The sequence below is a fragment of the Mesorhizobium sp. M4A.F.Ca.ET.090.04.2.1 genome (assembly GCF_003999085.1).
Classification (GTDB): Bacteria; Pseudomonadota; Alphaproteobacteria; order Rhizobiales; family Rhizobiaceae; genus Mesorhizobium.
Genome location: NZ_RZOT01000237.1, coordinates 1 through 8,749, shown reverse-complemented (window position 1 = coordinate 8,749; position 8,749 = coordinate 1). Strand labels below are relative to the sequence as shown.

General features: G+C 65.7%; 9 protein-coding genes. All 9 read right to left on the bottom strand.

Translation table 11 applies throughout. The annotated features are described in order from the left end of the window. On the bottom strand, positions 1–612 hold a 612-nt coding region (gene surE, locus EN781_RS17715; RefSeq protein ID WP_127400188.1), incomplete at its 3' end, for a 5'/3'-nucleotidase SurE. Then, on the bottom strand, positions 612–1,916 hold the full coding sequence (gene serS, locus EN781_RS17710; protein ID WP_126054203.1) for a serine--tRNA ligase: 1,305 nt from the start codon (positions 1,914–1,916) through the stop codon (positions 612–614). The genes surE and serS, both read right to left, overlap by 1 nt. A gap of 96 nt (positions 1,917–2,012) precedes the next feature. Further along, on the bottom strand, positions 2,013–2,888 hold the full coding sequence (gene tatC, locus EN781_RS17705; protein ID WP_127400187.1) for a twin-arginine translocase subunit TatC: 876 nt from the start codon (positions 2,886–2,888) through the stop codon (positions 2,013–2,015). Beyond that, positions 2,885–3,643 (bottom strand): Sec-independent protein translocase protein TatB, encoded by a 759-nt coding sequence (gene tatB, locus EN781_RS17700; RefSeq protein WP_126054201.1) that lies wholly within the window; start codon positions 3,641–3,643, stop codon positions 2,885–2,887. The genes tatC and tatB overlap by 4 nt, the downstream gene beginning before the upstream one ends. Positions 3,644–3,672: 29 nt before the next feature. Then, positions 3,673–3,891: a twin-arginine translocase TatA/TatE family subunit gene (locus EN781_RS17695; RefSeq protein WP_126054200.1), complete on the bottom strand. Its 219-nt coding sequence runs from the start codon at positions 3,889–3,891 to the stop codon at positions 3,673–3,675. Positions 3,892–4,071: 180 nt separating this feature from the next. Continuing rightward, a complete protein-coding gene (gene scpB, locus EN781_RS17690; protein WP_126054199.1) occupies positions 4,072–4,827 on the bottom strand; it encodes an SMC-Scp complex subunit ScpB in 756 nt (251 codons plus the stop codon). After that, entirely contained in the window at positions 4,824–5,624 is an 801-nt protein-coding gene (locus tag EN781_RS17685; RefSeq protein WP_126059057.1) for a ScpA family protein, read from the bottom strand. The genes scpB and EN781_RS17685 overlap by 4 nt, the downstream gene beginning before the upstream one ends. Before the next feature lie 63 nt (positions 5,625–5,687). After that, positions 5,688–6,707, bottom strand: a complete 1,020-nt coding sequence (gene nagZ / locus EN781_RS17680) for a beta-N-acetylhexosaminidase (protein ID WP_127400186.1) — start codon at positions 6,705–6,707, stop codon at positions 5,688–5,690. Between the two features lie 127 nt (positions 6,708–6,834). Then, the coding region (locus EN781_RS17675; RefSeq protein ID WP_189347649.1) for an SPOR domain-containing protein at positions 6,835–8,749 on the bottom strand (1,915 nt) is incomplete at its 5' end.

Below are 8,749 nucleotides of genomic sequence, written 5' to 3'. Positions count from 1 at the left end.
GTAGTAAGGCAGGCCGCGCCCGTCGCGGCGCTCGTCCACCCACAGGCTGTGCACCAGCTTGCCTTGCGAGGTGACGACGGTGCCCTCGATCTCGTCGGGCGCGCAATTCGGAAAATTGACGTTGAGCAGCACGCCGTCCGGCAATGGCATTGCGACCAGCTTTTTCAGCAGCGCAGGCGCCAGCGCCTCGGTGGTCTCGTAGGGAACGACGCGGTCCTCGCCGGCATAGGAATAGGCCTGGCTGACCGCGATTGAGCGGACGCCGAGCAGCGCGCCCTCCATGGCGCCCGCGACGGTGCCCGAATAGGTGACGTCGTCGGCGATGTTGGCGCCGGAATTGACGCCGGACAGGATGAGGTCGGGCATGCCCGGCAGGATCTTCTTGACACCCATGATGACGCAATCGGTCGGCGTGCCGCGCACGGCGTAGTGCTTGTCGCCGATCTTCCTTAGCCGCAGCGGCTCGGAGATCGACAGCGAATGCGCGTAGCCGGATTGATCCTGCTCCGGCGCCACCACCCAGACGTCGTCCGACAGCGTACGCGCGATGCGCTCGAGCGACGCCAGGCCCTCGGCGTGGATGCCGTCGTCATTGGTCAGCAGAATGCGCATTACTTCGATTCGATCTTCGTCAGACCGCCCATGTAAGGCCGCAGCGCTTCAGGAATGGTTACGCTGCCATCCTCATTCTGGTAGTTTTCGATGACGGCGATCAGCGCGCGGCCGACGGCGGTGCCCGAACCGTTGAGTGTATGGACGAAGCGGTTGCCTTTGCCGTCCTTGTCCTTGTAGCGGGCATCCATGCGCCTGGCCTGGAAATCGCCGCAGACCGAGCAGGACGAGATTTCGCGATAGGCGTTCTGGCCGGGCAGCCACACCTCGATGTCATAGGTCTTGCGCGCGCCGAACCCCATGTCGCCGGTGCACAGCGTCACCGTGCGGAACGGCAGCTCCAGTCGCTTCAGCACCGCCTCGGCGCATTCCGTCATGCGCTCATGCTCGGCGATCGACGTCTCCTGATCGGTGAGAGAGACCAGCTCCACCTTGTAAAATTGGTGCTGGCGCAGCATGCCGCGCGTGTCGCGCCCTGCCGACCCCGCTTCCGAGCGGAAGCATGGCGTCAGCGCTGTAAAGCGCAACGGCAGTTTTTCGTGCGCGGTGATCTCCTCGCGCACGAGGTTGGTAAGCGACACTTCGGCGGTGGGGATCAAGCCCAGGCGGCCATCGCCATGCGGAGTGAAGAAGAGGTCGCCCTCGAATTTCGGCAATTGCCCGGTGCCGAACAGCACCTCGTCGCGCACCATCAATGGCGGCTGGACTTCCTCGTAGCCATGTTCGGTCGTGTGCAGGTCGAGCATGAACTGGCCAAGCGCGCGCTCCATACGCGCGAGTTGGCCGGTCAGCACCGTGAAGCGCGAGCCGGAAAGCCTCGCCGCCCGCTCGAAATCCATCATGCCCAGCGCTTCGCCGACCTCGAAGTGCTCCTTCACCCAGTTCGGCCGCGCCGGCGCCTTGCCGACAATGCGCTTGACGACATTGTCATGCTCGTCCCTGCCGACCGGCACATCGTCCAGCGGCACGTTGGGCAGCACGGCCAGCGCGTCGTTCAGCGCCTTGTCGAGCTCGCGCTCGCGCGCTTCGCCGTTCTGGATGAAGGCCTTGATCTCGCCGACTTCGGCCTTGAGCTTCTCGGCAAGCGCCGCGTCGCCCGAACGCATGGCGTTGCCGATCTCCTTTGAGGCGGCGTTGCGGCGTTCCTGCTTCACCTGCAGCTCTGTCAAATGCTCGCGCCGCGCCTCGTCCTTGGCGATCAGCCCGTCGACAGTGGATTGCGCCTCCCCGGCTGACCACGAGCGCTTCACCAACGCCTCGGCAAGAGCCTTCGGGTTGTCGCGAATCCATTTGATGTCAAGCATGGTTGTCCGTCCTTGGCTAAGGCCCGAGGGCGTAAACCGCATCCATGATCGATGCAAGACGGGCGAATGCCGCCGCCCGTGTTTTTCCGGCTCTGCCTAGCTTGGAGCCTGCGTCGACGACGCATCAGCGGCCTTCTCGGCCATTTCCGCTCCGGCCTCCTGCTTCTCGCGCGCCAGACGGTCCCGCTCCTGGCCGCGTTCGATCAGCCGGGCCGACCAGATGGCGACCTCGTAGAGCAGGATGGTCGGGATGGCGAGGCCGATCTGGCTCATCGGATCGGGCGGCGTCAGCACGGCGGCGACGACGAAGGCGATGACGATCGCCCATTTGCGCTTCTCGGCCAGCGCCTTCGACGACAGCATGCCGACTCTGGTCATCAGGCTGGTCACCACGGGCAACTGGAACACCAGGCCGAAGGAGAAGATCAGCGTCATGATCAGGCTGAGATATTCCGACACTTTTGGCAGCAGCGATATCTGCACCTGGTCGTTGGTGCCGGTCTGCTGCATGGCGAGGAAGAGCCACATCACCATCGGCGTGAAGAAGAAATAGACCAGCGACGCGCCCATCAGGAACAGGATCGGCGAGGCGATCAGGAACGGCAGGAATGCGTTGCGCTCGTTCTTGTAGAGGCCGGGCGCGATGAATTTGTAGATCTGCGTAGCGATCAGCGGAAAGGCGATGACCATGCCGCCGAACATGGCAAGCTTCACCTGCGTGAAGAAGAACTCCTGCGGCGCGGTGTAGATCAGCTCGACCTTGTGCGGGTCGAGCCCGGCCCACTGGGTCGCCCACTTGAACGGGATGACCAGAAGGTTGAACAGCCGCTTGGCAAAGAAGAAGCAGACGAGGAAGGCGACAAAGAAGCCGCCGAGCGACCAGATCAGCCGCCGGCGCAGCTCGATCAGATGCTCGATCAGCGGCGCCGACGATTTCTCAATTTCGTCTCTTTCCTGGTCCGTGACGCTCACTTGGCGGCTCCCGCCGTCTTCTTAGGCGCGGGCTTCGTCGCCGGCGCGGGCTTCGTCGCCGGCGCGGGCTTCGTCGCCGGCGCGGGCTTCACATCAGCCTTGCTCGCCGCCTTGGTTGCGGCCGGCTTGGATGTCTTTGCTGGCGCGGCTGGCTTGGCCGCTTTCGCTGGCGTCGGCTTTGCCTTCGCAGCCGTCGCCCTCGCCACGGTTGCTGGTGCCTTGACGGCCTTCGCCGTGGCCGGCTTCTTGGCTTCCACCGTCTGCGGCGCCGCCGTTGCAGCGGCAACCGCCGGCGTTACCACGGCATCGTCGGTCATCGCTGGAAAGATCGGCGCCGCCGGCGTCGCTTCCGGCGCCTCGACGCCAGGCAATACCGTGGCGCCGTTCTTCAGCGGTTCGCTGGCTTGTGGCGTCGAAGCAACGGGCGTGGCCGGATCGACGGCAGGCTTCGGCTTCATCGCCGCATCGACGCCAGAGCGGACATCGGCCGCCGCCTGCTCGAACGGATTGAGCTGCTTGCGGATCTCGGCGACCGGGCTGAGCCCCCTGAGCTCGTCGACCGACTTCTTGACGTCGTCGAGCTCGGCTTCCTTCAGCGCCTCGTTGAACTGCTTCTGGAAGTCGGCGGCCATGGCGCGCAGCTTTGCCGTCGTGCGGCCGAAGGTGCGCAGCATATTGGGCAAATCCTTCGGCCCGACGACCACGATCATGACGACCGCGATCACCAGCATCTCGGTCCAGCCGACTTCAAACATGGCAATCTGTTCCGACTAGAACCTCGGGCTCAGCTCTTGCTGGCCTTCTCCTTCACCGCCGAAACGGTTTCGTCGGCGCGGTGCTCGACGGTGCGCTTGTCGTCAGCGTCGTCGTCGGCCATGCCCTTCTTGAAGCTCTTGATGCCCTTGGCCATGTCGCCCATCAGCTCGGGAATCTTGCCGCGGCCGAACACCAGCAGCACGATCACCAGCACGATCATCCAGTGCCAAATCGAAAACGAACCCATAGCTACTCTCTCTCGAATGATTTCCCTGGCGATGATCTATGCGTTTTCGCGTTGGGATTCAAACACAACCGCAACAGAGTTGATGAAAGGCGGTCGGAAGTCACGCACTTTTGCCGCGAGTGCCCGCTACGAATCCGCGCAGCCCATCGCCTGCCGCCCGTTTTCAACGGATCTTACGGGTCAATCTTCCGTGACGCGCGGCGTCAACAGGCCGAGTTCCTCGAGGTCGATGTCGGTCAATGCATCCTCGTCCTCGGTCAGCGCGTCAGGGTCGGCCGGCGGCAGCGGCACGGAGAAATTCGATGGCATGCGGGTCGAAAGCAGCCCGGCGCCTTTCAGTTCCTCCATGCCGGGAAGATCGCGGATCTCCTCCAGCGCGAAATGATCGAGGAAGGCGTCCGTCGTGCCGTAGGTGACGGGACGGCCGGGCGTACGGCGTCGGCCGCGCATCCTGATCCATTCCGTCTCCATCAGCGTGTCGAGCGTGCCCTTGGAGGTTTCGACGCCTCTGATGTCCTCGATCTCGGCCCGCGTCACCGGCTGGTGATAGGCGATGATCGCCAGCACTTCGAGCGCCGCGCGGGAGAGCTTCCTTTGCTGGATGGTGTCGCGGCTCATCAGGAAGGCGAGATCGCCGGCGGTACGGAAGGCCCAGGCATCGCCGACACGCACCAGATTGACGCCGCGCCTGGCATAGATCTGCTGCAGGTCGGCCATAGCAGCGGTGACGTTGATGCCGTCGGGCAGACGTGCGGCAAGCTGCTTTTCGCTGACCGGCTCGGCGCTGGCGAAGATGATTGCCTCGGCCATGCGCACGGCTTCCGCCAGAGCGAGCCGCTCGGCCGGATTCTCGACGCAAGCCTGCTCGACCGCAGGTTCCTCGGCCTCGTCCTCGACCTTGAACGGAATGACCGAAGCGTTGGCGCGTTCGCTCATGCTACCACCTCGACTGCCTTTATGCCTTGCGCGCGGCCGCGCAGATAGATCGGCGCGAACACCTGCTCCTGCCGCAAGTCCAATTTGCCCTCACGCACCAGTTCGAGCGTCGCGGCGAAGGAGCTGGCGACCGCCGTGCGCCGCTCCTCCGGCGCCGCGAGATACTCGATCAGGAAACTGTCCAGCGCCGTCCAGTCGCTGAGCGTGCCGACCAGCCTGTTCAGGATGTCGCGCGCATCTTTGAGCGACCACACGCCACGCCTGGCGATCGTCACATTGTTGATCGCCTGCTTCTGGCGCTGCTGCGCATAGGCGGTGAGCAGATCGTAAAGCGAGGCGGAGTACGCGTTGCGCTTCTCGATGATGACCATCTCCGGCATGCCGCGCGCGAACACGTCGCGGCCGAGCCGGTTGCGGTTGACCAGCCTTGCCGAGGCATCGCGCATCGCCTCCAGCCGCTTCAGCCGGAACTGCAGCACCGCCGCCAGTTCCTCGCCGCTCTCGCCCTCTTCGCCCGGCTGCTTGGGGATCAGAAGTTTCGACTTCAGGAAGGCGAGCCACGCCGCCATCACCAGATAGTCGGCGGCAAGCTCCAGCCTCAGCGCCCTCACCTTCTCGATGAAGGCGAGGTACTGCTCAGCCAGCGCCAGGATCGATATGCGCGCCAGATCGACCTTCTGGTTGCGCGCCAGGTGCAGGAGAAGGTCGAGCGGGCCCTCGAAGCCGGCGACGTCGACGACCAGCGACGGATCGCCGGTGACGCGCGCATCGTCGTTCTCGGCCCACAGACGGTCCATCGGTGCGGCCTTCGCGGCCTTGCTGTCCAATGTTTCCGCCACTGCCCCTGTCTCTTTCCCCTGTCAGGCCACCGCGTCGAAATAGGTGGCAAACTCGGCGCGTATCTCGGTCTCGTTCGCGAGGTCGCGATCTTTAATATAGGACAGCGCCCGCTCGGCGCGCTCGAGCGACTTGCCGGCAAGCGCCGTGGTGCGTGACGCAATGCCTGACATTTCCTCGAAAACGCCGTTGCAGTGAAGGACCAGATCGCAGCCCGCCGCAAGGATCGCCGCCGCCTTTGTCGGGAAATCCCCAGAAAGTGCCTTCATCGAGGTGTCGTCGCTCATCAGCAGACCGTCGAAGCCGATCTCGCCGCGGATGATGTCGTTGACCACCTTTGCCGAGGTCGTTGCCGGGTTTTCCGGATCGACGGCGCTGTAGACGACATGCGCCGTCATTGCCATCGGCAAATCGTTGAGCGCCTTGAACGGAGCGAAATCATGGCTGCGCAGTTCGCTGAGCGGCGTGTCGACGGTCGGCAGTTCGAAATGCGTGTCGGCAAAGGCCCGCCCGTGCCCGGGAATGTGCTTCATCACCGGCAGCACGCCGCCCGACATCAGCCCCTCGGCCGCGGCGCGGCCGAGCTCGATCACGGCACCCGGCTCCTTGCCGTAGGCGCGCGCGCCGATGACATCGCTGGCGCCTTCCACCGGCACGTCGAGCACGGGCAGGCAATCGGCGGTTATGCCATGACGAAGCAGGGCGAAGGCATGCAAGCGCGCCATCAGCCATGCGGCGCGGCGGCCGGCCTCGCGGTCATTGCGCCACAGCGCGCCGAGCGCGCCACCCGCAGGATAGTTCGGTGCCAGCGGCGGCCGCAGGCGCTGCACCCGGCCGCCTTCCTGGTCGATGAACACCGGCGCGTCCGTACGCCCGACGGCGTCGCGCATCGAAGCCACCAGATCGCGGATCTGCTCGGTCTCGCCGACATTGCGGGCAAACAGGATGAAACCCCAGGGCCGCTCGTCGCGATAGAAGCGGATTTCCTCTGGGGTGAGCGATTTCCCGGCGCAGCCGAGGATCATGGATTTTGATTCGGTCATGCCTTGGAGCTTAGGGCTTCGCGCGGACAAAGGGAATCACCCGCATGACAAGCGGTTGAAGGCCCGATCCCGCAAAAAACCGGCGCGGCCCTGCGGCCGCGCCGGGTTGACTGGATTGCGCCCAGACTCAGCGCGACACGAAGCAGTTGCCGCCGGCCGCCTTATAGCTGGTGCACAGGGCGATCGCGTCGTTGCGCGACTGCGCCGGCACGCGGACGCGGTAGAAGGTGCCCTTGCCGGCGATCTCGGCCTTGACGATGTTGGCGGTGCGGCCCGACAGCACGCTGCCGTAGCGGCGCTGCAGGTCCTGGTATGTGGACTGCGCGCTTTCAACCGTCGGCTGCGAGGCGATCTGCATCGACCACGAACCACCACCTGCCGCTGCTGCGCTCGGCGATATGGAGGCGACCTGGTCGGGCTTCACCTCGCCGACGACGTCGACCGGCTGGTCGGACGGACGCTGCGGCGCCACCGGAACAGTGGCCGGCGTGTTGGCCGACTGGGTGTGGGCGGCCTGCGTCTTGGCTTCGGCCTTCGCCTCGGCCTTTGGCGCCTCGGCCGGCTTGAGCGGCTGTGCGGCCTCGGTCTGGTCGGCGCTGACAACCTGGTCGGTCGGCTGATCGCTCGCCTGATCGGTCGCCGGCGCCACTGTGCCGGTCTGCTCGGCGCCGGCCTGCGCCGCGGGGGCGACATGCTGCGGCGCCGGATCGGCCGGTTCGGCGGCAGCAACCTGCGAAGCAGCCTCGGGTGCAGGATCCTCGCGCGCAACCAGCGAGCCATCGGGCTTGACCATCATGGTCCTGACCTTGCGTGGCGCGACGGCGACGACTTCCGGATTGGTCCCCTTGTCGGCTTCCTGCAGGACCTGGGCTATGCGATCCTCGGATTTCGGCGCCGGCGCCGCATCGGCGCTGCCCGGCGCATCCACGCCCGGCATCGCCGTCGCGGCGGCATTGCCCACGGCGTCCGTGCCCGCAGCGGCGTCGGTATCGGCCGGCGAAAGATCGACGACGCGGCTCTCCGGCTCCTTGGCTTTCACATCGACTGGCTCTTCGGTGTTGGTGACCAGCTTTTCCTGCACCGGCTCGGCCGGCTTGGTACCCTTGACCACCGCGTCGTAGACCTTGTTGTCCTGGTTCGGCACCACCGTGCCGCCCGGATTCTCCGGCTTGACCTTGATTGGCGCGTTGTCGGCCTTGACGATAACCGGCGCCTCGCTGCCGCCCTTGCCGCCAAAGGACAAGGCAAAGGCGCCAAGACCACCGGCCAGGGCCACGGCGCCGACCACGGCGGCGATCAGCACGCCACGGCCGCGCGGCCTAGCGGCCTCACGCTCGGCAAGGCCCGGCACCGCCATCTCCTGGTCAAGCTCGGGGTCGTAGTCGAGCTCATCGACCGCGAAATCGTCGGCCTGCGCGACCGGCCGGCTGCCGGGCAGGTTGTCCATATCGAAGCCGCCCGTCGCGGCGGCCTGGGAAACCGGCGCTGGGGCTGCGAGCATTTCAGCCGGCTTCGCCGCCGCATAGGCGCGCGCGTCGCCGTGATCGTGGCCCGGCTTGAATCCGGCGCCGTAGCTGTCGTCCTCATAGGCGGCGGCTCGAGCCGGTGTCGGCGCGGGCGCGACCTCGACCGCGTTCATTTCATTCAGCAGACCGGCAAACTCGGCATCGAGATCGTCATAGGCCGGCGCTGCCGGCTTTTCTTCCTCGAAGTCCAGTTCGGGAATTTCGAGGTCGTCGGCAAGCGCCACCACACGCTCCGGCACGTCGACCGTCTCGACGTCAGGCATCTCGTCATAGGCTTGCTGATAGTCCGGCTGCGCGGGCTCAGGCTCAGGCTCTGCATAGACCGGAACGTCCTCCACGACCGGCTCCTGCCGGTATGACGGCGCGATCGAAACCGGCGCCACCGACGCCGTCGGCTGGGCTGTGCATGAAGCCTGGGCAGGTGCGGCGACCGGGGTCACGCGGCTCCACGACCGCGCCGGTTCGGGCGGGGTCGAGCGCAGCCAGTCCTGCGAAGGCGAGGCGGGTGCCACGGAA